Here is a 25125-nt window from a genome sequence, read left to right as displayed (position 1 = left end):
ATGCCTGGGAAAAAAGTATTGATCATCGAAGATAACGAGCAAAACCTGTACCTCATAACCTACCTGCTGGAAAACAGCGGGTATGAGGTGACGCCTGCCAGGGACGGCGCCCAGGGATGCGCCATGGCCGAGGTGGTGCAGCCGGACGTCATTCTTCTGGACATCCAATTGCCCGGCATGGACGGCTACGCCGTGGCCAGAGCGCTCCGGAAAAAGCCCCTGGTCAAGGAAACCCCCATTGTGGCCGTGACCTCCTACGCCATGCCCGGCGACAAAGAAAAAGCGCTTTCCGCAGGATGTACCGGCTACATAGAGAAACCCATAGACCCTGCGGTTTTTATAGATCAGTTGGAAGAACATCTGGTATAGTATCAATACCCCCGGGAGGGGCGACGTATGGCAGCCATATTGATTGTGGACGACAATGAGCAAAACCGTTACTTTCTGGAGGCCCTCCTGAAAGGATTCGGGTACGAGACCCTTTCGGCCGAAAACGGGGTGCAGGCCCTGGAAAAAGCCGCTGAATACTTGCCGGCCCTGGTTATCTCCGACCTTCTTATGCCCCAAATGGACGGGTTTGAACTCTGCCGCCGCTGGAACGCCCATCCCCATCTTAAAAACATCCCTTTTGTCGTATATACAGCTACATACACCGAGCCCCAGGATGAGAAGCTGGCCCTCAGCCTGGGAGCGGACCGCTTTCTTATCAAGCCCTTAGAGCCTAATGAACTGGTCGCCTTCATCCAGGAGGAACTGGACAAGGCCGCAGCCAGGAATGAATCCGCAGCCTTGGAGATGCAGGACGAGCCCGAGGAGCATCACAAGGAATACAGCCAGATAGTGGCCCGCAAGCTGGACAAAAAAGTCCGGCAGCTGGAAGCCGAGATTCGGGAGCGCCAAAAAGCGGAAGACGCCCTGAGAAAGAGCGAAGAACGCTTTCGCCTAGTGGCGGAAACCGCCACGGACCTGGTGTATGAATGGACCCCGGAATCCAATAAACTGACTTGGTTCGGAGATATTGACCATGCTCTGGGCTTCGCCGCCGGAGAGTTCCCCCATACGGTAACGGCCTGGACCAAGCAGATCCATGGAGAAGACCAAAAACGCCTGTTTGACCTTCAGGATCATTCAGGTTCTCAAGCAGAGCCCGTTGTGGATCGATACCGCATCGCCAAGGCGGACGGAACCTGGCGTCACTGGGTGGATAAAGCCGCCCCCGCGGAAAAGATCAACGGCAAAGTCGTCCGATGGATCGGCGCCTGTGTGGACATTACGGAACAAAAAAACCTGGAAGCCCAACTGTATCAGGCCCAAAAAATGGAGGCGGTGGGGCAGCTTACGGGCGGACTGGCCCATGATTTCAATAATCTCATCCAGGTGATACTGGGTTACTCCGACCTGGTTTTGTGGGATAAAGCCTTGGACTCCATGCAAAGAAAAAACTTCGAGCAAATCCATAAGGCCGCCCTAAAAGCCTCGGGCATGACCCGCCAGCTTCTGGCTTTCAGCCGCAGACAGGTCATCCGGCCCATGTACGTGGGCTTGAACGATCTGGTGACCGACATGCTGAAAATGCTCCAGCGCCTTATAAGCGAAAAGGTGTCTGTGGAATGGACGCCGTATAAAAACCTGGGCGCCATCCATGCCGATCCCGGCCAGATTGATCAGGTTCTTTTAAACCTGTGCGTCAACGCCAGGGACGCCATGGACAACCAGGGCCGGCTCTCCATTTCCACCATGAACATCGATTTGAACGAAGATTTTTGCTCCATGAATCCCTGGGCCTCCCCCGGAAAGTACGTCATGCTTTCCGTGAAGGACTCCGGCTGCGGCATGAATCCCCAAACCCTGGAAAACATCTTCCAGCCTTTTTTCACCACCAAGGAAACCGGAAAAGGCACGGGCCTGGGCCTTTCCACGGTCTACGGAATCGTCAAACAGCATAACGGGTTCATCAATGTGGAGAGCAGCCCGGGCTGCGGCGCCGCGTTTCAGGTTTTTTTTCCCAGAGTGGAAAAAAGGCCCCAGCAACGGCCTGCAAATCAGGAAAAATATGGGCTGGGCGGCAGCGAAACCATCCTTGTGGCCGACGATCAGGAAATGCTGCTGGACCTGACCGAACACATCCTGGAACGGGAAGGATACACGGTGCTCAGGGCGAACAACGGGCAGGAAGCCGTCAGCATCGCCAGGGCCAACGAAAACATCGACCTTGCCATCCTGGATATGGTCATGCCCGTTCTAAACGGAAAGGCCGCCATGGAGGAGATTTCCCGCATTAATCCCAAGGTCAAGTTCCTGTTCGCCAGCGGCTACAGCCAGGAAGGCGTTCACGAAAACTACGTCCTGCAAAAAGGCCTCAATCTGATCAACAAGCCATACCCCAGCGAACAGCTTCTCCAAAAAGTCCGCGATATTCTGGATAATGATTGACGCAGGCAGACGCTTGGTAAAAAGTCATCTCGAATACAGAGGGACAGCGGTATTAATTCTCGACCGGAGAGCGCGAAGAGAGCACCCTGGATGAGCACACCGGCCAACACGTCAGGATTTTTCGCGTGGTTATGATCGTCAGTGTGGATGTGTGAAGGGAGGAAGGGTGGCGGAGTTCAAATACAAGGCAAAAAGCATTAGTTGGGCAATAAACATAACGTGGCTGGTGCTGCTTGCCTTATTTTACTATATTGCGGCCACGGTTGACCAAACAGGATACGGGATGTCAGGGTACCTGTTTTTTATTGGGCTTTCGTTTATTATCAGCAAACGCCTTGCCAAGTGGTCATCCTTTTTCAAGTGGATCTACTGGTTCTGTTGTTTATGCCTTTTTCCCAACAGGCCCTTTAATCACCTGGCAGTGGGTTGGGTTTTCTTACTTTTATGCCTTGGTTCAATCATAAACATTTCTTAAGGCGCATGAACGAGAGTGCACAGGGTATTCCGAGGACGCTTTACTTAATTCCTCTTGATCGAATTCTGTTCCACATTTTTTGTGGGCGGTCCCGGCCACCTTGCCGCAAGGGTCCAATGGATGAAATGCGCGGGCAGGCGTTTGGTGAAAAGATATTTCAAATACGGCAACACTGTGGTACTGAAGTCGGACAATCCCTGACCTGAAAATGTCACCCTGGATGAGCACATCAGCCAACACGTCAGGATTTTCCGCATGGTTATGATCGTCAGTGTGGATGTGTAGATGGAACTTACAAAGGTTGTTGATGAACATGGCTTTGGTTGTTACCCACCGCAGGATTATACCGGGATATGGGAAGTTTATTGGCCGAATGGTGTGATCAAAAGTCGAAATAGATATATTGACGGTAAAGAGGAGGGGGAGCAACTTTGCTTTTGGGACAATGGTAATCTGGCCCAAGTGGGCCAAGCTAAAAATGGCCATTGCATTGGTTTATGGGAAGACTTTTCCTATGAAGGACTTAGGTTCAAGGAGACTGATTATTATTCAGACGGAAATTTCCAAAATCGTTTTTATGATCCAATTGGCAATTTGTACTCCATCAGCGAATGGAGTAATGATAGGCCAAGAAAAGCCAAAAACTTTTTTGTGAATACATACTTAAAAATTTGGCGGCTAATATTCTACCGATAGGAACTACGAGTATCATGGCAAGACGTGGTATTGAAGTCGGACAATCCCGAACACGAGGAAATCACCCTGGACGAAACCAACGCCCAAGGCGTCCGCATTTACCGCGTCACCATGACCCTGCGATATGAGTAAAAGCATTCCAAGAGGCAGAAAGTGAACGTGTCAGATGATAGCCTTGAAGCCATGGTGATATCCTGAATTTTAAAGTTTTGATCAAACTTTTTCAAAAGTTTGCCGCCGGAGGCGCGGTTTCGCAGTTAGTCATTTGCTTTTCTCGCCGTTGGTATTTCGCCGGAGGCGCAGTGAATCATTTGCTTTTTTCGTAGTTGGTTTTTCGCCTTTCCGCAGTGCGTCTTTTCATTTTTTCCTTCATTGTTATTGACCCGTTTTGTCATCCATCGTAAAACCTGGGCATGAAAACTTACAGCGTGTGCACGGGAAATCTGCGGGTGGGGAGGCGGCTGCTGGTTTGGGCGGTTGCGATGGTTGTTTTGTTATGGTCTTTGGGCGGTTGCGGATTGCAGGAGCCAGAGAAGATTACGGCGGAAAATGCGTTAAAGCGCCTTTCGGAGCGAAACAGCCCCCGATTCAACGATGACGCGGGTTTCGCCTCGTTGCGGAGGTCCATTGCCTCTGCCCGGGCGTATCTGGAAAAGCTGGACCCTGACCGTCAATTCACCTTTGGCCCGGATGTTTATCCTGCTTCCCGTCTGTTGGCCACCCTGGACGCTTTCGAGGCTGTCCTGGACGCCAATCCCACGCCGGAGGAGTTAAACCGCCAGGTTTCCGAAAAGTTCCTCGTGTACCAGAGCGTGGGCTCGGACGGCGAGGGCGGCATGCTGTTCACGGGATATTACGAGCCCTTGCTGGAAGGCACGCTGGAATACGATCCGGAGTATCAATATCCTCTGTACGGCCTGCCCGAAGATTTGGTTTGCGTGAATTTGGGCCGATTCAAGGAAAAATTTAAGGGCGAGCAGATTTGCGGCCGCTTGGCGGGAAACTCCCTGGTTCCTTATTACACCCGGGAGGAGATCGACTCCAAGAATATGCTGGAGGCCGAGGGGCTGGAGATCGCCTGGGTGAAAGACCCCGTGGACCTTTTCTTTCTGCATGTGCAGGGCTCGGGACGCATCAAGGACAAATACGGCCATACCTATCATGTGCATTATGCGGGCAAGAACGGGCAGCCGTACCGGAGCATCGGCAAGCTCCTGATCGACGAGGGCGTCATTGAAAAGGAAGCCATGTCCATGCAGGCGCTCAGGGAGTATCTGGAAAACCATCCCGAAGACCTGGAGCGGGTGTTCAATCATAATCCCAGTTATGTGTTTTTCGACGTGGTGGACGAGCCGGCCATCGGCTACGCCGGGCAGCCTCTGGAGGGAGGGCGCGCTGCGGCCGTGGATCACCGGATTTTTCCCATGGGCGCTTTGGCTTTTGTGCAGACCGAGCAGCCCGCCGTGGAGCACGGGGTGTTGACCCGTTGGGAGGAGATGAACCGTTTCGTCCTGACCCTGGATACGGGCGGCGCCATTCGCGGCGCAGGCCGGATGGATTTTTTTTGGGGTAACGGAGATTACGCCGAGATAGCAGCCGGCCACATGAAGCAGGACGGCCGCTTGTTCTTTTTGGTGGTTAAAGAGGGGAACGACGCCTGAATTAACGGATGAAATATCACCCCCACCCCAGCCCTCCCCCGTCAAGGGGGAGGGGGCTTGCTCTCCGGCTGCTGCTGCGCCAAAATTTTTGGAGCCGTCGATGGCCCGCTTAAGACAACCTGAGCGACGCTATTCCTGCAAGCAGGATGGGTCGCTTTACTTTCATACAAAACAGGCCTTGGATGATCAGGAAACTGAAAAAAATGGCGCCCGGCTGGTTTTGGACTCGCCGGGAGATCATGAAAGAGGACTATTCCCTGCATCCGCCCCTTGTGGTGTTTCAGCCGGGAGGCGTGGGATCTTCCACGGTTTACGACACCTTACTGGCTGCGGGCCTGCCCAATCGGGTTTTTCACGTCCATTATCTTTCCCGGAAAGGAATTCGCGAGGCGGAGAAGTTTCATAAATCCCTTCCCGACCCGGCCATCCCGGACGAATTGCGGCTGTCCGAATCCCTTAGGCGGAAAATGGCGAAAGACTCCCGGGCCAGGTGGCTGATAATCACGCTCATGCGCGATCCGGTCGCCCGGATTGTATCATCGTTTTTTCATAACGCCTGGACCCATTACCAGGAAATTTTCGACGCCCGGGGAAAGGTGGACCCGGATAGGGCCCTGGCCGCCCTGCAAGGCGTGTTTGAGGGGAAGGGGCGCGAGAACCTGGGTTACAATTGGTTCGAGCACGAATTCAAACCGGCCCTTGGGCTGGATCTTTTTTCTACTCCGGCTGAGAACTGCCGAGGCTGGTTTATCATAGAGAAGGAAAGCCTGCGCGTGCTGGCGCTCAGATTGGAAGACCTGGAGCAGGCTTTTCACGAAGCCGCGGGCCGCTTGCTTGGCCTGAACGCTCCCCTGGAGGCGCCTTTTGTCAGAACCAATCTGGCGCAAGAAAGGGATTATTACCCGGAATATCTTCGGGTGCGGGAGCGGCTTAAACTGTCCCAATCCGTCCTGGATGAACTGTATTCCGATCCTTACGTCCGCCATTTTTACGCCCCGGGCGAAATCGCCCGATTCAAAGAAACTTGGTCATGACCTCCCGATATATGCTATTTGGAAGTCATGGACTTTAACCATTTAACTCTGCAAGAGTACCATTGAGGGGGAACTCATGAATTACCAAATAAAAGCCTTGATAAAAACAGCCATTGTTTTTGTTTGCGCCGCGGCGTTTTTCGGGTGCGGCCTGACCACGGACAAAATTCCGCCCGGAGTGATCAAGGACGCGACCTACCACGACTATTACCTGGAAGTGGACGGCGTCAGCTACCACTATGAAGAGTATAAGGGCGACGGCCCGGTGATTTTTCTGGTGCACGGCTTCGGCAGTTCCACCTACACCTGGAGAGACGTGATTCCGCCTTTAAGCAACCAGGGCTTCCATGTAATCGCCCTGGATATGAAAGGCTTCGGCTGGTCGGACAAGCCATTGGGGGACGATTACACGCCGTACAATCTCATGGAGGAGGTTAACGCCTTTATGGAGGCCAAAGGGTTGTCCCAGGTGGTTTACGCGGGCAATTCCCTGGGCGGCTTTGTGGGCGCCATGCTGACGATAGAGCATCCCGACAAGGTGAAGAAGCTCATTTTGGTGGACGCCGCCGGGGAGCCCATGCCGGATCGCCCCACGGTCATTAAGATGGCCCGGTGGGTGCATGCGGCCGAAGCCATGAAGCTGACGGCCGGGTCCTGGATCATCAATTGGAACCTGACGTCCGCAGTTTACGATAAAAAGGTGGTCACCAAGGAGCGGGTGCAGGCCTATTACGAAAGGATGCAGACCGTAGGCGCGGTGGACGCCATGGTTTCCCTGGCTCAGAATACGGATTTCAATAGCTTGTATTCATTCGTGGGATGCTTATCGTTTATCGAACAGCCCACGCTCATCATCTGGGGCGAGGAAGATACCTGGATTCCCGTGGCGTGCGCCTACAAGTATAACAAGGACATCCCCGGCTCGATTCTGAAAATCATCCCCAAATGCGGCCACATTCCCCAGGAGGAAAAGCCGGAAGTTACGGCCAAGTACATCGGGGATTTCGCCCGGGATTAGAGTTTGTTTGCGCCCTTGAGGCTTTTGGGCCCAAGGCGCCGTTACTGTATGCTCAAAACAAGGAGAGAATTATGCCCCTTTTCACGGTAGACCCGGACAAATGCAATAAAGACGGCATCTGCGCCATTGAATGCCCCATCAGCCTGATTTATATGCCTGACAAGGATTCATTGCCCGCGCCCATCGAAAACGCCGAAGAAAGCTGCATCCACTGCGGCCATTGCGTCGCCGTATGCCCCCACGGCGCCTTGTCCCTGTACGACATGGCCCCGGAGCAATGTCCGCCTGTGAACAAGGATTGGCATCTGTCCGCGGAAAGGGCCGAGCATTTTCTGCGCGCCCGCCGCTCCGTCCGAAGGTACAAGAAAAAGGACGTTCCCAGGGAGACCATCGAGGAGCTGATTCGCATCGCCAGTCACGCGCAATCCGGCCATAACAGCCAGCCTGTGAACTGGCTTGTGGTTTATGAAAAGGAAAAGGTGCACGAACTTGCCGGCCTTGTGGTGGACTGGATGAAGCGGGTTGTGGTGAAGGATCCCAAGCTGGCGGAGATGCTGCACATGGACCGCCTGATTACGGCCTGGGGGCTGGGCTTTGACGTCATCATGCGGGATGCGCCCCACCTTGTGGCCGCCTACGCGGAAGCAGGCTCCCGCCCCGGCCCCGTGGCCTGCCACATTGCTTTGACCTACGCCGAGCTTGCCGCCCATCCCTTGGGAATCGGAACCTGCTGGGCCGGGTTTTTCACCTCGGCCGCCAATGATTGGACGCCCCTGAGGGAGGCCCTGAACCTGGCTGACGGCCAGGAAGTCCACGGCGGCCTGATGGTGGGCGTTCCCAAGTTCCAGTACCACCGCATGCCGCTCAGGAACGAACCCAAGGTGGAATGGCTGTAGTCTAAACCCGTGATCTGGAATCATCCCGCCTCCTTCCTCCACGGGGATAAAGGAGAATAGAGGCTGCCGCAGCCGTCCTGACAGGTTGGGTAGAGCTTGAAAAGCCTTTCCTACAGAGACTGCCCCATACTTGCGGGCATAATGATCAAAGCCAAAAACATATGCGCGAAACCCAACAAAGGGTTTTCGCACCAAATATATTTTGCCGCCCTTCATTCCCGCAAAGTGGTCGGGGGGGCTGCGTCAGGTGCTTTCTCGTTTATGAATACGGCCTGATCAATGCCGCTCCACCTGCTTGATTGCCATACGCTTACTCGCGGGCTCGCCGCCCTGCATTTTGGCAGGCTGTGCGGTAAGCAAAAAATCTCCTATAAGAGTGCTTTTAAAATGGTTCAAAGTGGTATTATTTACAATAAATGCTGGGTCGTAAATACTTGAATGGATGCTCCACGCCAACCAGACTTTCGGACTGGCCGATGGCGAACATGCCGCCGGGCCGCAGGGACTGATATAATTTATTGACTACGTGCTGTCTTGTTTCGTGGTCAAAATAAATCATGACGTTCCTGCAGAAGATCACGTCGTATTCATCCCGGGGCGGGTCGGAAATGAGATTGTATTTGAAAAAGGAGATTTTTTCCCGAAGCTCCTTTTTAACCTTAAAATATCCGTCCCATTTATTCTGGCCTTGCTGAAAATAGCGCCTGACCAGCGGTACGGGAACGGAACGGGTCCTGTCTTTGGGATAAATGCCCTTGGAGGCGGTCTCCAGCATGGTGTCCGATATGTCCGAGGCATGGATTTCAAATTTGCGGCCGGCCTCCGCCAGTTGAATGGCCATGGAATAAGGCTCTTCGCCGCTGGAGCACGCCGCGCTCCAGATTCTGTGCATCGGGCCTTGCGGCAGGTTTTCCACCATATACTCTATATGCTTGTTTTCCCGAAAAAAATACGTGTGGTTGGTGGTCATTGCATCGATAAAGCAGCAGAATTCGGAAGCATCGTTTTCAATGACGTTGATGTATTCCTTCAGACTGGGGATGCGGGTGGTGCGCATCCTTTTTGCGATTCTGGCTTTGACAAGGTCTACTTTGTTGTCCGAAAGACTGATGCCGGTCTCCTGATAGACAATTCCGGCCAGCATTTGGAAATCCTTGGTTGATATAGTGGTGTCGTGCATCAAAGGAGCATCCCCTTGTAGGTTGTAATCAGATTATTCAGGGTCTGTAAAAAACGGCCCCGCGGCATTTTTGGGTATCGGAACAAGGGGATGGAAACTTGATTGTTTCCCAAGCGGAGAGAAACATTTTTTTACAGGGCGGCGCGGGAAATATTGCTCCGTTAAATAAAGGCGGCATGAGTTTTGCCGTGAATGTCTCTGTTATGCTAAGCTGCATGCAGGCGGTCTTTCAGTAACTTATTTGCCTGAAGAAAATGAACGGGCGGGCGCAATGATCCGCTGTTTCCGGAACATGCAGCTTTTTTTATGTGCGGCCTGAAGCGCAGCAAAGGGTGATTCCATGAAGTTGAGATCCAAGTTATTGACTATTCTCTTGGCCAGCGCCCTCCTATTCGGCGTAACCCAGGGATTGATTCAACATTATATCATCTCTCCACGCTTCGCCGCCCTGGAGAGGCGGGAGGCGAAGAAGGATCTCCTCCGTTGCGTTAGAACCCTGGATACAGAAACAGAGCACCTAAAGGCCCTGACTCACGATTGGGCGTCCTGGGACGATACCTGCGACTTTATCAAGGGAGGCGGTCCTGATTATGAAGAGTCCAATCTGGCCTTGGAAACCTTTGTTGACGCCAGCCTGAACGCCATCTATTTTTTTGACGAGAATGGCGACCTTTTTTGGGGCAAAGCCGTAGACATAGAAACAGGGGCTCCCTTGCAAATCCGTCTGCTCTCCGCAGGCAAACTATTAAGAGGCCATCCTCTTTTTCTGGATGCATCATCCTTCGTCTACCAGAAAGATATTTCGAAGTCCGGAATTATCAGGACGGAGTACGGTTCCATGCTGGTCGCCTCCCTTCCCATTTTGAACACGGAAAACAAGGGGCCGGTGATGGGAACCATGGTCATGGCGCGCCTTATTACGGAGGCAATGAAGGACAAACTCCGGGATCAGACGCAGGTTCCCTTCGACATTAAACTGATAGATCCGGGATATGCAGAGGCGGATTCCGGCGGCGAGGGGAACCTACTCCTAAAGCCTTTGGACGAAAACACCCTTCAAGCCTCCATGATCCTGAAGGACATCACCGGAAACCCCTGCCTGGAATTAAGCGCAGATTTGCCCCGGGACATCCTGCAGCAGGGGCTCGCATCCATTCGGACCGCTCGCGGCGTCAAGGCGGCGGCTGGAATTCTTTTTCTGGCTCTATTGATCCGGCTGCTTGAGGCGGCCATTGTCAGGCCCGTCGTCCGGCTGACGGGCCGGATGCTTGTCGCCAGAAAAACCAGGGAGTTGCCTGGCAAGGTTTTTGAGGGCAGGAAGGACGAAATTGGAACCCTGGAGAATGAGTTCGACCGTTTGCTGGAAACGGTGCTCAGCCAGTCCAAAGAGTTGGAAGAGGAGTTGGCGGCCAAACAGAATCTTGCGGAGAAGTTTAAGGAGAATTTTCAAAAATACAAGCTGCTGGCGGAAAACCTCAAGGATGTGGTGGCGACCATCACGCCAGATGGATACATTCAATATTGCAGCCCCGCCATTACGGAATTCAGCGGGCACACTGTGGAAGAGGTTGAGGGAAGGCATGTTTTCGGGTTTATGCCCGAAAACAGCGACCGGGAGCGTTTGATTGAACTGGTGGACAATATAGCGAAGTCCGGAAAAAGCCGATCCATGGAGTATGTCATGAGGGCGAAGGACGGAGCTGGCTTTCACGTGGAGTCCACAGCAAAGCCCATTATGGAGAATGGAAAACTGGTTCTGCTTCATTGCGTGTTCAGGGATATTTCCGAGCGAAAAAAAGTGGAAGATGAGAAAAATCGCCTGGAAGCTAAGCTGCAAATGGCGCAGAGGATGGAGGCCCTTGGCGCGTTGACCGGCGGAATAGCCCATAATTTTAATAATGTTCTTGCTCCCATCATGGGGAACACTGAATTGGCCATGTTGGATGTTCCCGAGGACAGCCAAGCCTATAAAAACTTGCAGCAGGTGCTGGTCGCCTCTGAAAAAGCAAAAAAGATGGTCCGGCAGATTCTTTCGTTCAGCGATCATGGGGACGAAGACCCGGCGATGATTGATATCGAGGACGTCCTGGAGGAGACCTACGGCCTGGTCAGGGCCTCCCTGCCTTCCAGCATTGAGATTCGGAAAGAGGTGGAAAAAATAAGCGGGCTGGTCTACGCGGACCCCAAGGAACTGCAGCGGGTCTTAATGAATATCTGCGCCAACGCCGCATACGCCATGAAGGAGTTGGGCGGCGTGGTGGATATCTCTTTGGAGGAGCAGGACATCACGGAATTCGATTTGGATCATTCCAGGAAGATCAAGCCCGGCAAATATGTCAAATTGAGCATAAGCGACAATGGGCCGGGCATGGAAAGCGAGGTGATCCAGCGTGTCTTTGAGCCCTACTACACGACCAAGCCCGTGGGCGAGGGCTCCGGCATGGGGCTTTCCGAGGCTTTTGCCCTCATTTCCAAATACGGAGGGGAAATCAAGGCCTACTCAGAACCCGGAATGGGCGCTTCCTTTTATATTTATCTGCCCCTCATGGCTGCCTCCTCCAAAACCCATTCCAAGGAAACGCTGCCCCAAGGCTCGGAGCGCATACTCCTGGTGGACGACGAAGAGGCGGTCCTTGCCATGACCCGCCAGATGGTGGAGCACCTCGGGTACAAGGTCACGGCCGTTGACAACAGCCCCCAGGCCCTTGAAATTTTCGAAGCCGATCCCCAGGCCTTTGACTTGATCATGACGGATATGACCATGCCTTATGTCACGGGGGACAGTCTGGCCAACAGAATCCTGTCCATACGCCCCGAAATGCCCATCATTCTGTGCACGGGATTTTCAGAAAGGCTTTCCAGGGAGCAGGCCAGGAACATTGGCATAAAAGCCTATGTGACAAAACCCGTGGTCATGGCCCAAATTGCTGGAATCATCCGGAGCGTCCTGGACCAATGATTTATAAATCCAGGCCCCTTTGTCGCCAATTTGATGCAGTGAGGGCTATTTCACTCACCTTTTGGCTGTCAAATTGACTAGTACATTTGACTTTTTTCTGCCTTTTTGATTTAAATTCTTAAAATCCTTGATAGCTAAGTCATAGCATGCATACAATAGAAGCATGATGCGGACCAACCGCGTTCCCACCGGATCTCAGTTTTCTACAAGGAGGATGTTCGATATGAAATTTCGCAGAAGTGCGTCCGTGCTCGCGTTGTTGACGGTTTTTCTCCTGGGGCAGTTTGCTTTTGCAGGGCAGCCGATTAAAATGCAGACGGCTCCCGCTAAAGTTCAGCCTGCCATTAATAAAAATATCGCCAAACAAGCCCCTTTGGTTGATCCGAAAATTTCCATACTCGGAATTCAAACAAGAAACATGCAGACTCTCTCCATGGTGGAGTATGAGGTTAAAATCAAAAACGACGCCTCCGAACCATACAAAGGCATGGCCCAACTGGCCCTGGACGTGAAAAGCATCATTCCTCCCGGCGAAAATATTTTTTGGGAGGAAGGGACTCCCGCCAAAGAGATAGGGCCTTTGGCGCCTGGAGAGGAAAAAAGTTTTCGCGGCCAGATGTCCCGGAAGGGCTCCGCCGTTTCCCTCAGGGCGTCCATTAAAACCAAGGACAAAGTCTGGCAATCCAGGACCGTTAAAATGGCCGAAATGCCTGCACCCGAGGTGGAGATCACGAACCTGGAAATCCGCGACGGCAAGGTCTACGCTACAATCAAGAACAAGTCCGGTTATCAGATTGATCCCAATGGGGGGCTTCTTATACAGTTCTACGGGGGCGTCAAGCAAGCGGACGGATCCGTGGCATTCTCGCCCGCCGGGGGCAGGAGTATGGCGTTGGCGCCTCATGGAGAGTCCACGCAAAGCACAACAATCAGGGACGGCTTTGACCTGTACAAAGTGACCTTGTTTTTATCCAGAGGAAAGACCAATATAACGGCTGATTCCAAGCTCATCAATCTTTAGCCGCAAAAGGCGGCCGGGGCTGTCCCGGCCGCCTGAAAATTAAAAGCCGTTCGGTATTTTTTTGCGTTTTGCGGACCTCCCCAAAAAAATATTCATTTTTTTACGGTCAAAACCATTATTTTTTTTGACTATTTAGCTTCAATTTAAGTTATACGTTCTAAAAAACTTGAAAGTAAAGTTAAAGCAATGTAAGAATACCGTCCATCATGCGGATAGACCGCATTCCCACCGGATCGATTGTTCCATTTCAGGAGGCTTTTGTATGAAGTCATGCAAAGGAGTGCTGCTGTATGCTTTGCTCGCGGTTTTCGCCCTGACCTCTATTGCCGCGGCAGGGCCGCCGGTCAATCTGAAGGGCGCCCCCGCGGTCAAACAGCCCGGACCCGCAATAAATAAAAATATCCTAAAACAAATCCCGGAAGCCGATCCGGGCCTGGCGATCATCGGTATGCAAAGCAGACACACCCAGGAGGTGTCCGCCCTGGAATATCAGGTTAAAATAAAAAATCAGTCGTCCACGCCTTATGAAGGTTCTGCCAGGCTGGGCATTTATTTAAAAATGTATGACCCCTCAAAGCCCGTCAAGTTCCGGTGGGATACGGCGGAAGCCGGCAAGGAAATAGGCCTGTTGGCCCCCGGTGAAGAAAAGACTATTGGCGGCCGGGTTGTCAGGACCGGATATGCGATTGGCATAAAGGCGGCTGTAAAAGGGAAGGACAAGGAATGGGCCTCAAGAACATCCACGCTTCCTGACATGCCGGCGCCTGATGTGAAGATTAAAAACATCAGCGTGGCAGAAGGCGGCGTCCGCATAGACATGGAAAACCATTCCAACTATAAAATTGACGACCACGCCGGTTTTGGGGTGCAGGTGCTCAAAGGGACGAGCCAGGCGGACGGCTCTGTGGATTTCGCCCCGGCGGGAGGGTTCATGGTGAAATTGGAGCCCCATCAGCAATTCACCCAAACAATGACATTAACTCCCGGACATGACGTGTACAAGGCCCGTTTGTACTACTCCAGGCCCACGCTTGTCGTAGTGGATGAAAAGATTTTTTGGCCTTAACAACCTAAGGCGGCCGGTTTTGATCCGGCGCCTATGGCCAAAAAAAACTATCAGCTGAGTGTGCAATCATAAAACCGGTATGGCCCAAGGGGGGAAGGGGCTGCTCGGGGATTTTCAAAGAATCCCGTTCGAAAAATATTCCCTATTCATTTTGCTTATGATAGAATAATCGCTTGAATTATTCTGCTTTAATCCAATCCGCGGCTTTGCCGCACGACCAACCATTCACAATTTGTTTTTAGGGGGAGAACAACCATGGAAAAAATCTGGCTGAAAAACTATCAGGACGGAGTCCCGGAAGAAATCGATCTGAGCGAGTACAGCTCCATTCCTGATATTATGGACCAGGCTTACGCCAAATTCGGTCCCAAACCCGCTTTTCACCAAATGGGCAAGAGCATTACCTATGATGAATTAAACGAGTTGAGCAAAAAGTTCGCCAGTTTTCTCCAGAACGACCTGGGGCTGAAGCAGGGCGCCAGGGTGGCCCTGATGATGCCCAATGTCCTGCAGTATCCCATTGCCCTGTTTGGAATTCTTCGCGCCGGCATGGTGGCGGTCAACGTCAACCCCCTGTACACGGCCAGGGAGTTGGAGCATCAGTTGAACGACTCGGGCGCCGAAGCCATCCTGATTTTCGCCAACTCGGCCAGCGTCCTGCAGCAGGTGCTCGGCAATACGCCCGTCAAGCACGTCATGATCACGGAAATCGGCGACATGCTGGGATTCCCCAAGAGCCTGCTGGTCAACACGGTCATCAAACGCGTGAAGAAGATGGTGCCGCCGTTCAGCCTGCCCAACGCCATGAAGTTCAAGGCGGCTTTGGCCAAGGGAAATTCTGCGACCTACAAGCCGGCGAAGATTACTTTGGACGACCTGGCCTTCCTGCAATACACCGGCGGCACTACGGGCGTTTCCAAGGGCGCTGAGTTGACGCACAGGAACATCGTGGCCAACGTGCTCCAGGCCCGGGCGTGGATCAGCGGAAAAATCGAGGACGGCAAGGAAATCATGATTACGCCCCTGCCGCTCTACCACATCTTTTCCCTGACCGCCAACTGCCTGACCTTTTCGTCCATTGGCGCCTTGAACGTGCTCATCACCAATCCCAGGGACATCCCGGGCTTTGTCAAGGAACTGAACAAATGGAAGTTCACCTCCATGACCGGCGTCAACACGCTGTTTAACGCCTTGATCAACGATCCCGAATTCGCCAAGGTGGACTTCTCCAGCTTTAAGCTGGCCCTGGGCGGCGGCATGGCGGTCCAGGAGCCCGTGGCCCTCAAATGGAAGGAAATCACCGGCAAGCCCCTGGTCGAAGCCTACGGTCTCACCGAAACCTCGCCGGCCGCTTCCATCAACCGCATGGACCTGAAGGCCTATAACGGCTACATCGGCCTGCCCATATCCTCCACCCTGTTCGCCATCCGGGACGACGACGGCAATGACCTGCCCTTGAACGAGGTGGGGGAAATCTGCATCAAAGGCCCCCAGGTGTTCCGCGGATACTACAAAAGGCCCGAAGAAACCGAAAAGGCCTTCTGGAGCGACGGCTTTTTCAAGACCGGCGACATGGGCTTCATGACCGAGGAAGGCTTCATCAAACTGGTGGACCGGAAAAAGGACATGATCCTGGTTTCCGGCTTCAACGTCTATCCCAACGAAATCGAAGACGTGGTGGCCGGCCATCCCAAGGTTTTGGAATGCGCGGCCGTGGGCGTGCCCGACGCCAAGAGCGGGGAATTGGTCAAGCTCTTTGTGGTTGCAAAGGATCCCTCCCTCACTGAAGAGGAGTTAAAGGCCTTCTGCAAGGAAAATTTCACGGGCTACAAGGTTCCCAAGTTCTATGAGTTCCGGGACGAATTGCCCAAGACCAACGTGGGTAAGATCCTCCGCAAGGATCTTCGCCAATAGTGTCAATCAAAGCAATACTCCGGCCCGGCGTTGAATTGCAGCGCCGGGCCGGCTTTTAAGGAATTATGGACGAAAAACAAAAGCAGGACCTCAAAGTAAAAATTCAGGAGCAGATCAAAATCCTGAAAAAGGATATCGCCTCCCTGGAAGAGGCCACCCGCCCCATTTCCCCGGACAACGCCATAGGCAGAATCTCCCGCATGGAGGCCATCAACGCCAAGAGCGTGAATGAAAAGGCCCTGGCCAACGCCAAGGCCCGAATGAACGGCCTCCTGCGCGCCCTGGACAACATCGGCGACCCGGATTTCGGCTACTGCGCCATCTGCGACGAGGAAATCCCCATAGGCCGGATCATGCTCATGCCCGAGTCCGACGTCTGCGTCAAATGCGCCCAAAAAGCATAATGGCGCAAGTTGTTTTAACCACGGAAAACACGGAAAGCACGGAAGTAAAATTTTTAAGCATAAATTCCATGGGGCGACCCAGACAGGGCAAACCCTGCGCCTAAGCATTAAAATAAACCCGCGCCGCCCAACGAAGGAATATCGTTGCGCCTCCCCGTGGACGCTCATTTTTCGGGTGGCCCAGGCATGGCAGTTTTATGCCTGGGTTGCTTTAGCAACAAAAGGTGCGACCCAAAAGGATGTTTGGAGTTGGGAACGGTCGGCGGGCGGATGACGTGAATTGAATTCCGGTTTTTTTTAGGGGGGCAATCCAGGCAGGGTAGGACCCATCCCTAAATTCCCACCCAGACGGCTTTCCCATCCGTCACTCCCTATAATCCCTGTGGGTAATCCATGGTCTATCGCCTTCTATTGGCCAAGGGCGGAAACCCAGCAACGGCGCCTTCAAATGATTCCTTGAGCCGGACGCCCTATCATGCTACTTTTGCCCACTATTTACTTCATTTTCAGGAAAGAAACGCGCCATGGTAGAACCCTACGACTTCAAAGGCAAAAAGCAGATCAAGGACGCCCATGCGGCCAGGGAGGCCCAGTCTTACGCCGTTTTGTTCGGGTTTTTTCTGACGTTGTTGATCCTGGGCGGGATGATCGGAATGGCGGTCGGCGGAAAGCAGGGCGGGCTTATTGGATGCTTTTGCGGCGCCATGGTCAGCTTGTTGGCAGGCCGCCTGTGGAGAGCGCTGACAGAAGGAATCGCCGACAACGTAGGACGCATTGTTTACATCGGCAAGAAAGCCAACTGGACCAAGTACGAACGCCTGGAATCCGACATGCAGCAAATCCGGTACGCCAAGCACAGCGAACGCTATGGCGAGGCCCTGACCATGGTCAATCGGGTGTTGAAAAAGGCTCCCAAGTGGCCCGAGGCCCTTTTGTTAAAGGCGGACATCCTCTGGGAGGGCTTTGAGTCCCAGGAGGAATCCAAGGCAGTCCTGCGCACCGTCATCAAGCTGACCGAGCCCTCGGACAAATACCATGTGTGGGCCCGGTCCAAGTATAAGGAGCTTTCCCAGTACCGCAAGGAAAGCTCCTCCTGATCATCAATCCGCCACTTGCAGTTTGATTTCGTCGGAATTGGCCTTCAGCTCGGGCGCGTACATGGCGTGGGCCTTGGCGGGCAGGGCTGAGAACCTGCCCGGGATTTCCGCCCGCATCCGGTAGGACAGGTTATGGGTCCCCCTGAGCACGGACCGGCAGAAAAAGGCAACCCGTTCGTCCCGGTATTCCACGTAGGCGCCCATGCCTGCGCCGGTGTAGCCGCTGCGCACTTCCACGGGCTCGAACCCGGCGGGCTTGTAATCTTCAAACACAAGATACTCGTAATCGTTCTTGCTTTGCACGGTCAGCTCCACTTCCACAAGGTCTCCGCTTTGGAGCATGTCCAGGTTGCTTAGCTCCACGCGTTCGTATTTTTCCACCTTGCGGTCCAGAACCTGGCCGCGGGCGCCCGCGTCTTTGATGGTCTTGTCTATGGGTTTGAGCAGGTAGAGTTTGCGATCCACCTTGATTTCCAGGCCGGCGGCCTTGATGTCGTCCTCCAGGGTGAAGTTGCTCATCCAGGCATTGAAATAAACCGGCCCCTTGCCTTTGCGCTCCAGCCTGATTTCATGCTTGCCCGAGGAGATTTCATCCCCTTCCAGGACGAATACATTGTCAAAGTCCATAAGGTTGGTTTGGTTGACGGCGACTTCTTTTTTTAACTTACCGTCCACGTAAACGGATATCTTCATGTCCGGGGCGTCTTCGCCCGAGGCTTTCAGGTAGTCGGCCAGGGCCTCGATGCACAAGGCCGTATCGCGGGTGGATTTCCAGCGGGCGCCGTGCTTCCGGTTATTCAGGAGATACTTGACCAGCCCGGCGGCCTGGTTTTGCTTTTCCTTATCGCCTTCAAAGCCGGTTGCGGCCAGGAGTTTCAAGTACCAGGCATTGGCTTCCATCTGGTCTCCGTACCAGTACCACCAATACCCGCCTGAGCCCATTTCCAGGTAACAGGTCTGGTTTTCGTCGTCGCAAACCAGGTATTGGCTGAGGTTCTTCATGACTCGGCCGAGGTCCTCGTTTTCCTCCATGGCGTGGAGTCCGGCTCCCAGCAAGGTCAGGCCGTAGACCGAAAGATGGGTTTTATCCCGCATGAGGTAGTCTTTCATCGCCTGATTTCCCTGACCGGCCTGGGCCAGGATCATGAAGATATAGGCGTCGGTGTTATCAGCGTATACCTTATAGGGCTTTGTTTTGGAGGCCGCGTTGTTCAGCTTGGTCAGTTGCTCTTCTTGGTAACGTTCCAGCCAGGCAAGACCTTGTGTGAGCACGGCTTGAGGAACGTCCGCCGCGGCTTCCTTGGCCTTCATCAACCCCCGGACCACCGTGGCCGTGGTATGGGGGTAGGAGCGCTCCCCCCAACCGGAAAACCAGCCCCAGCCGCCGTCGGAATTCTGCATGGAGGCCAGTTTGTCCCCGCCTTTCCGCACCATGTCCCGGACCTTGGCCGGATCGTACACCGGGTTTTCGTCCCACTGCTTCCATTGGGCGGCGCGTTCCGCCGAGTCTCCCATTTCCTGGGCGTTCAGGTTAGTGTGCTTGTCTTTGAGGGCTTTCAGGTCGACGCCCTTGCTTTCCAGCAGGTTCAGGGTGATGGCTGTGGGCAGAAACCGGTTCAAAGTCTGCTCGGTGCAGCCGTAGGGATAATTGGCCAGATAGGGCAGGGCGTCGATCATGGCTCCCGCCAGGGTGGGGGAGTACCTCACCTCCAGACGGGAGGCCTCGGGCCGTCTCGCCTGGGGAACGTCAATGGTGAACGCGCTGGAGTTTTGATCCGGCCGGATGACGCCGCTGAAGGTCTCGGTTTTTTCCATGCCGTGAACGTAGACGGGAAAGCGCATTTCCATGGCGTCCGATTCCCTGGCGGAAATCGCCTTCATGCGCACGATGGCCTCGCCTTCCTTGACGACCTTCACTCGCCAGTCCACGCGTTTTTCGCTGTTGGGGTCGAGCGGCAGGATCTTATTGGCGCCTCGTTCCAATTCCAGGCAGCTGCCGTCCACTTCAAGGACGGCCCTGACCGAAACCCGGTCGTCCAAATAATTGTGGATGTTGGCCGAAAGCACCACCTCATCCCCCTGCACGAAAAATCGGGGCGCCTGTAGCCGCAGCAGCAGGTCCTTGGAGGTGACGACCTCGGCTTCCCCCTGGCCCACCCGGGTGCCGTGGCCCATGGCCCAGACCTTGATCTTCCAGGCGGTCAGGTTTTCCGGCATGTCAAATTCCACCTGGGCATGCCCGTTTTTATCCGTCTCCAATGATCCGGCCCAAAAAGCCGTGTCCGCAAATTCCGTGCGCACGTGGACGCTTTCCTCCGAGGCCCCGGCGCCGCCCGCTTCCGCAAAGGCTCCACTAACGTTTGCCTGCAATTCGTCTGCATCGGTAAAGTTAATGGGAATGAATTCCTTTGGGGCTGCGGCAAGCATGGATGAGCTTGCGGCGGATCGGCCTCGCATCATGTTGCCTTTTTTCATAACGATTCCGCCATTCTTTCCGACCTTTTCGTTTTCAAGGGTGTCGTCCGGCGCTGGAATATTCCCGAATATTCCCAAAACCCCCATGGAAACAGAATATCTTGGGACAAGGTTACGCTCTTGAATTCTGAGGTTGTGTTCCGTCACTGGATAATGATGCCTAACCCACTTCCAGAAGAAATTACGAATATTCTGCACATTGGAGCCGCCGGAGATGTACTCCACGGCTTTGTCGTATACCGTCAGCACCGTACTTCCTCTAAAAGGCTCGCCGTCCATGCCGGTCAGACGCAGGTCGATTCTGGCTTTCTGGCCGGGCTTGTATTTTTCCGCGGAGGGCAGAACTTCCACATTGCACACGCGACTTTCCGGCGGAACCACAATCCGCCGGGTTTCGGAGTACACCTTGCCGTCGTGGACGGTCAGGGCCTCCACAAAGAAATTGGGCATGTCCGTTTTGCTGACTTCAATTTCCTGAACCGTGCTGTTTCCGTTAATGCGCAAAACCTTGGGTTTGGGATACCCGTCGACGCTTTCCGGCCTGATAAACAAGAGCACCGTGGAGTCCTTGGCCCGGGTGTTGATGCGCAGCCGCACCTTGTCTCCAGGAACGTATTCCCGCAAGTCAGGAACAAGTTCTATATGGTCGAAGACGAAATTCCTGCCCGTGTCCTTGTCCCCCATGACGCAGAACACGTATCCGCCTTCCTGGGTGCGGCCTTTGGCGTCCGTCACGCTGAGGGCGATGCGGTACTGACCAGCCTTTGAGGCGTCCATCTTGAGTTTTGCACGGCCGTCATTTTCGACCTTGAGATCCCATTCCCTGACGGCCCTTTCCGATGGCTTTCCGTTCTTGCGGGCAATCTTGTACAGAACCGCCTTGCCCGCACCGGACACAGGCTTGCCGTCCGGGGTCTGGGCGGAAAAATCGGCCTTGACCACGTCGCCCACAAAGTAATGGCCTTTGTTCACCCAGGCGTATACCTTAAAGGGATTCCGGGCGGCAATCACCGAACCTTTTCCCACGATGGTCCGGCGGGACTTGTCCGTGACCACTACGGTGATTTCATAGCGATGATCCGTGTCGCCCCTTAGCTCTTTGGCCAAAGCCGTATCAATGGGCAGCTTCAGTACGCCGTTCTCATCGGTCAAGCCCTGGCCCTCGGCCACGACTTCCGGCGGCATGTGAGCATCATGCCACCACCACGACCATCTGGGACGATTGCAGCCCCACTTGGTCCACCCGGGATACCAGTCATAATCGTAGCCAAACCACCAATACCCGGCGCCGTACAGCCAGTCCCAGGCGCCCCAGGGAAACCAGCCTTGATTATACTCGGACCGCAGAACCTTGTAGCTGACCTTGGCCTCCTGGACCGGCGCGCCGAAATAGTAATCCGCCTTGACTTCCACGGGAATCGTCTCGCCCAAAGCGATGGGCTCTTTGGGCGCTTCCACCTTAACCTCAAATTCCGGCTTTTTGTATTCCTCCACCCGGAATGAGATGCGTCCATGGGAGCCTATATAGAAGTAATACCTCCCCAGGGGCGCTTCATCGGGCAGGGTGTATTCACCCTCCACTCCGCCGTATTCGTCCGCTACTTTTGTACTGTTGATTATAGTCGTGTTTTTGGGGTCCACTCCCTCAATCGTGAAGGATTTGCCGGCGTACACCGACTTTTCGCCCAGGTCGTACCTTGCCTGCCGCACCCAGAACTTGTAATGCACGGTCTGGCCCGGCTGGTAAACCGGCCTGTCCGTAATGCCGAAGGCCCGGGTGCGATCCAGGTTGTCAAGTTGCTTGCTGCGCACCCAATAGCTGAATTGCGACAAATGGGCCAGGCGCCCCTGGCTATTCACTGCGGTGATAATGGCCCCATGGGTTCCACGTTCCCGCAGGTCGTCAATGTAAACGAGGCCGTTTCGATCGGTGGTTTTTGTCGCCTCGTCGATTATGAATTTTTTGTTCGATCCGGTAAAGTTGTACCAGAAGAAATCCACTTGCATGCCTTCCAGAGGCTCGCCCGTCCGGGCGTCGCACACCAGAAACATTTCCTTGCCGTCCATGTTTTTTTGCACAATGGTTGTATCGGCAATTCTGATCACGATATTGGAAGTGTTTCCATTCTCCATTTGTGCGGTAAGGAGGTAGACCCCGGCCTTTTTCAAAGGCGTTTTTACGGAGATCCTTTTGTCAAAATGATCTTTCATCGGCTTTAGAGAAAGGTCCCACTCCGCCGCTTTTTTCCCAAGATATTTAGTTTCGCCGTTTTGGATTATTCGATGGGCAATATTGTCAATACTCGTTGTTTTAAAATCAGGAACTCCTTTGGAGCCCCGGATGTATTCTTTAACATCTTCAATGAATTTTTTCTCATCGACCTCGACAGCTTTGAAATGAACCTTTTTGCCGTTGCGAAATGTAAAGCCGACTTCCGCTTCCCTGCCGGCGGGCTGTGGGGTGCAGTACTCAAACTCCCCCAAGGGGCCGGTAAGCTGCTCCAGCTTATCCCGTTGCTTTCCTTGCCTTGCGGGGAATCGTTCAATCATTTCTTTACGAATTTTAACTGCCTTGGGATATTGCCGGCGGTTTTCAAAAGTGGATGCGAGGACGTTCAAGGAGTCCCAGGCGTAATCCCCTCCATTGGCGGCGATTTTTTTATAGATGAGGATGAAGTTGTGTTCCTTGGGAAGGGGAAATCGCTTTATTCCTGTAGCCAAGGAGGCCATGGCCTCGTTTTCCGAAAGGGTGTGCACCGAAAAAGGCCCGTCTTTAACCTCTTCTCCGCTTGTCGCTCCGAACAAAGCGAAATGGAATGCCATGGTCTGGACGCCGAACTGGCTCCGCAGATACTCAGCCCGCTTCCATAAGGCCTCGTTTTGCGCTTCAGGATTCCGTTTTGCCGCATAGTTCAATAGCCAGCGATACCGCTCCCCGTCATTGGCGGCGCTTTCAAAGCTCGCTGGAAGGGCGTAAAAAATAGGGTTTCCATCCGAATCAACCGGAGTTTTTGTATTTCCATAGCCGTAGTTCCGCCAATATCCTTCCTCATAGTCCGGCAGGACCTCCAGGTCGGTCGCGTATTGGAATTTCCATGCTCCGTCCAGACCGGTATAGCCCTGGATCATATCCGCAAACCGGAAATAAAATCGTCCGGCGTCGTTTTTATCCGCGTCATCCGGGAGAATATCCAAAGCCTGCTTCATCAATTGCAGGGCGCGCACCCGATCCCGCTCCGAGGCGTCCACATGGTCGCAGCCCCCCCTGTGGGGCCCCCGTTCAAATTTTCCGGATACTAGACACCCGTTATGATCCAGGGAAAAATAAGTCTCCGCCGCCCGGTGGAGAACGCGCCATTGATCCTTATGAATTTCCACCGCCTTTTCCAGCAGGCCGTCGGCCTCTTTCAACCTGCCAAGACGCTGCATGCAGGCTACCGCATTTTGAATGGACGATGCAGCTTGCTCGGGGCCGGAGTTTTGGTCCTTAATCAACTGCTCATACAAATCCAGGGCGTCCTTATAATTGCCTTCCCGCCTTTGCTTTTCTGCTTGGTGGAACGGGCTTTCATGGTTCGCAGACTGGGAAAAAGCCGCCGGCGCAACCAATAGCAGAATAAAAACGACTACTAAAAAGGGCTTGATTTGCATGGGGAACTCTCCTGGGGTTCGGGTATATGGGCAAAGTTTTTATCCCATGATACATGACCAATGCTCATAGAAAAAGCAAAACTAATGCAAAATTTCACGGCGCAGGCGTGTCGTTAGGCGTTTAATTTATTTGGCAAAACGCCAATAAGTATGATATTCATTCTTAAAATTAGTCTAGCAGACTTGATTTCAAGGAAATTCTACACATAGTCAATTTTTGTAAAATTTACTAATACACGATTCTAAGGAGGCCGTCTTTGGAAAATATAGAACTGGATAAAGCCTTTGGCGTGGCCACCGATTTTGTGGTCAACTACTCGTTTCAGATATTCGGAGCGATGGTCATCCTTATTGTGGGATGGCTTTTAGCCGGCTGGCTTGCCAAGACCATCACCCGTTTGTGCGACGGCCGGAACATGGACCCCATGCTCAGCCGGTTTCTGGGCGGTGTTTCCAAGGTTTTAGTGCTGATTTTTACGGTGATTCTGGCCCTGGATAAATTCGGCATTTCCCTGGGGCCCTTTGTCGCCGCCCTGGGCGCCCTGACCTTGGGCGCCAGCTTCGCCGTGCAAGGCATCTTGTCCAACTACGGCGCGGGACTCACCATCATCATGACCCGGCCGTTCACCCTGGGCCACACCGTGACCATGGCCGGCGTGCGGGGCGTGGTGGAGGACATCACCCTGGCCTCCACGATCCTCATCACCGAGGACGGCGAGAAAATCATGATCCCCAACAAGCACATCGTGGGGGAGATCCTGACCAACTCCTTCGCCTATTCCGTGGTGGAGACCTCCGTGGGGATTTCTTACGCCAGCGACCCGGAGACCGCCATCGAGGCAATCAACAATGCGCTAAAGAATTTTGAGGATATACCCGAAGAACCCGCAAGTCAGATAGGAATTGAAGCCTTTGCAGATTCTTCCATAAATATCGGGGTGCGCTATTGGGCGCCCACCATCAAGTATTATGACCTCCAGTATAGGGTGAACCTCGCCGTATACAAGGCCTTGAAGGAAGCTGGGGTGGAGATCCCGTATCCCCAGAGAGATGTGAGAATCATCAAGGACTCCGAGGGTTCTTAAGGCAGGTTCTATAAAAGCACATGCAATATACAGCAGTCAGGCAAGAAGCCGTCCAAACCC

At 53.6% G+C, this 25125-nt stretch carries 16 protein-coding genes; 14 read left to right on the top strand and 2 right to left on the bottom strand.

Features of this window, described 5'->3' with window-relative positions; genetic code table 11:
• The 7 genes from G491_RS0101490 (at position 1) to G491_RS0101445 (ending at position 8213) form a co-directional block, all read left to right on the top strand.
• A complete protein-coding gene (locus tag G491_RS0101490) occupies positions 1-369 on the top strand; it encodes a response regulator (protein WP_028313325.1) in 369 nt (122 codons plus the stop codon).
• 27 nt (positions 370-396) lie between these two features.
• Positions 397-2433 carry a hybrid sensor histidine kinase/response regulator gene (locus tag G491_RS33190; RefSeq protein WP_051326950.1) on the top strand — a complete coding sequence of 679 codons (2037 nt, stop codon included), beginning with the start codon at positions 397-399 and terminating at the stop codon, positions 2431-2433.
• A 760-nt stretch (positions 2434-3193) separates the two neighbouring features.
• Positions 3194-3604 carry a toxin-antitoxin system YwqK family antitoxin gene (locus G491_RS35230; RefSeq protein ID WP_157467902.1) on the top strand — a complete coding sequence of 137 codons (411 nt, stop codon included), beginning with the start codon at positions 3194-3196 and terminating at the stop codon, positions 3602-3604.
• A 413-nt stretch (positions 3605-4017) separates the two neighbouring features.
• Positions 4018-5265, top strand: coding sequence for a murein transglycosylase A (gene mltA / locus G491_RS0101460; protein WP_084511215.1), 1248 nt, complete (start codon positions 4018-4020; stop codon positions 5263-5265).
• 182 nt (positions 5266-5447) lie between these two features.
• Positions 5448-6299, top strand: coding sequence for a putative capsular polysaccharide synthesis family protein (locus tag G491_RS0101455; protein ID WP_028313321.1), 852 nt, complete (start codon positions 5448-5450; stop codon positions 6297-6299).
• 76 nt (positions 6300-6375) lie between these two features.
• On the top strand, positions 6376-7317 hold the full coding sequence (locus G491_RS0101450) for an alpha/beta fold hydrolase (RefSeq protein ID WP_028313320.1): 942 nt from the start codon (positions 6376-6378) through the stop codon (positions 7315-7317).
• A gap of 71 nt (positions 7318-7388) precedes the next feature.
• Positions 7389-8213: a nitroreductase family protein gene (locus tag G491_RS0101445; protein ID WP_028313319.1), complete on the top strand. Its 825-nt coding sequence runs from the start codon at positions 7389-7391 to the stop codon at positions 8211-8213.
• 403 nt (positions 8214-8616) lie between these two features.
• Here G491_RS0101445 and G491_RS0101430 read toward each other — a convergent pair whose 3' ends face one another.
• Positions 8617-9393: a CheR family methyltransferase gene (locus G491_RS0101430; RefSeq protein ID WP_012610723.1), complete on the bottom strand. Its 777-nt coding sequence runs from the start codon at positions 9391-9393 to the stop codon at positions 8617-8619.
• Positions 9394-9733: 340 nt separating this feature from the next.
• Between G491_RS0101430 and G491_RS33185 the strand changes: the two genes are divergently transcribed.
• From G491_RS33185 to G491_RS0101395, 6 genes are all read left to right on the top strand, one after another.
• Positions 9734-12352, top strand: coding sequence for a CHASE4 domain-containing protein (locus tag G491_RS33185; RefSeq protein ID WP_051326948.1), 2619 nt, complete (start codon positions 9734-9736; stop codon positions 12350-12352).
• 223 nt (positions 12353-12575) lie between these two features.
• Positions 12576-13373: a hypothetical protein gene (locus tag G491_RS0101415; protein ID WP_028313316.1), complete on the top strand. Its 798-nt coding sequence runs from the start codon at positions 12576-12578 to the stop codon at positions 13371-13373.
• A gap of 262 nt (positions 13374-13635) precedes the next feature.
• Complete coding sequence (locus tag G491_RS0101410; RefSeq protein WP_028313315.1) at positions 13636-14439, top strand: hypothetical protein; 804 nt, start codon at positions 13636-13638, stop codon at positions 14437-14439.
• A 255-nt stretch (positions 14440-14694) separates the two neighbouring features.
• Entirely contained in the window at positions 14695-16353 is a 1659-nt protein-coding gene (locus G491_RS0101405; protein WP_028313314.1) for an AMP-binding protein, read from the top strand.
• Positions 16354-16418: 65 nt separating this feature from the next.
• Positions 16419-16757 (top strand): TraR/DksA family transcriptional regulator, encoded by a 339-nt coding sequence (locus tag G491_RS0101400; protein ID WP_028313313.1) that lies wholly within the window; start codon positions 16419-16421, stop codon positions 16755-16757.
• Between the two features lie 524 nt (positions 16758-17281).
• Positions 17282-17854: a hypothetical protein gene (locus G491_RS0101395; RefSeq protein ID WP_028313312.1), complete on the top strand. Its 573-nt coding sequence runs from the start codon at positions 17282-17284 to the stop codon at positions 17852-17854.
• Between the two features lie 3 nt (positions 17855-17857).
• Here the strand turns inward: G491_RS0101395 and G491_RS28965 are convergent, their stop codons facing one another.
• Positions 17858-23980 (bottom strand): alpha-2-macroglobulin family protein, encoded by a 6123-nt coding sequence (locus tag G491_RS28965; protein WP_051326947.1) that lies wholly within the window; start codon positions 23978-23980, stop codon positions 17858-17860.
• A 257-nt stretch (positions 23981-24237) separates the two neighbouring features.
• Here G491_RS28965 and G491_RS0101385 point away from each other — a divergent pair, with 257 nt between their 5' ends.
• Positions 24238-25065, top strand: coding sequence for a mechanosensitive ion channel family protein (locus G491_RS0101385; RefSeq protein WP_028313311.1), 828 nt, complete (start codon positions 24238-24240; stop codon positions 25063-25065).
• The last annotated feature ends 60 nt before the right edge of the window (positions 25066-25125 follow it).

The organism is Desulfatibacillum aliphaticivorans DSM 15576 (genome assembly GCF_000429905.1).
GTDB classification, from domain to species: Bacteria; Desulfobacterota; Desulfobacteria; order Desulfobacterales; family Desulfatibacillaceae; genus Desulfatibacillum; species Desulfatibacillum aliphaticivorans.
This window is presented reverse-complemented; position numbering and strand designations above follow the sequence as displayed.